Annotated in this window: 1 pseudogene; it reads right to left on the minus strand. The window is 64.6% G+C overall.

What is annotated here, in order from left to right:
* Positions 1–229: pseudogene (locus tag BRAS3809_RS27745) on the minus strand (outer membrane beta-barrel protein); the annotation flags it as partial.
* Positions 230–1,057: the final 828 nt, after the last annotated feature.

Below are 1,057 nucleotides of genomic sequence, written 5' to 3' on the forward strand. Positions count from 1 at the left end.
CCTGACGCATCGTCAGTGTCCGGCTGTCGTTCGCGATCCTGGGAACGTTGTAGTAGATGCTTCGTGCGGTGATGTGACGAAAGAACAGCCGGTCGGCGCGACCCGGCACGACGTCGCTCGGCTTGGCCTTGATGACCTGCTGCGCCGACGCGGCATCGACGACCATCACGGTCAGCAGCAGCACCTCGACGAGTGCAAGCGTGACCCCGCGATGGGACCGGGTCACCATGAGCCGCTTCGTCCGCACCGCGAACGCGCCGGTCTTATGAGGTGCATGAGGTTGCAACGAAACGCCGCGACTTTGCAGAGACGATCGAGATCACGTCAGGGCGTTGCCGACCTCGCACGCAGCGTGCGCGCCACCAGCTCCCCTTGCATCGGAAATGATCGGCAAAGGTCGGCGGAAGTTTTGCCGAGCCAGGACGATTTCAGGCGATCATGAGGAGCATTCGCAACAAGGCCCTCGGAAACCCCGACGCGCGGCCGCTGACCGCACATTCATGAAACTAATTAGTCCAACTCCGAACCGGAGACATCGTCGCGCCGCAGCATGGCCGCAAACGGCGCTTGTCATCCGGCAAATGTCCACAATCAATCCCGCTCGCCCCGGCTGCCGATGCGCGATATGCCGCAGCCCCCGACATCGAGACCGATGGCCCGGCGGGCAGCCGGCGCATCGCAGCCATGACGAAACTGCCCGTCGTGTTGAATTGTCGCAGCGTGACGCCTTGCACCGTCGGGCAAATCAGGACGATCCTCCCGCGCATCCCGCCTCACCACGGAGGGGCGTTGCGCGCGATCGTCACGACACGCGAGGCGGGGATGCGGTGGCCGCGAGACGTCGCAGCGCTTCCTCGCGGAGGCGCGGACGAACGATGCTCTTGCGGACGTGAAGTTGCGTGGTCCTGGCGCCCCGAAGCTGGCGCCAAGTTCGCGACGATGCCGAGGCATCGCACGGGCGACGGTGGCTCAAGAGCCGGACACCGGGGAGAGCGCAAAGTAAGCGTGAAAACCTCCGCGTAGGGAATGCCGGGTCGATCCGGCTGAACCTGTGGTA

Source organism: Bradyrhizobium sp. STM 3809 (assembly GCF_000239795.1).
Taxonomy (GTDB): domain Bacteria; phylum Pseudomonadota; class Alphaproteobacteria; order Rhizobiales; family Xanthobacteraceae; genus Bradyrhizobium.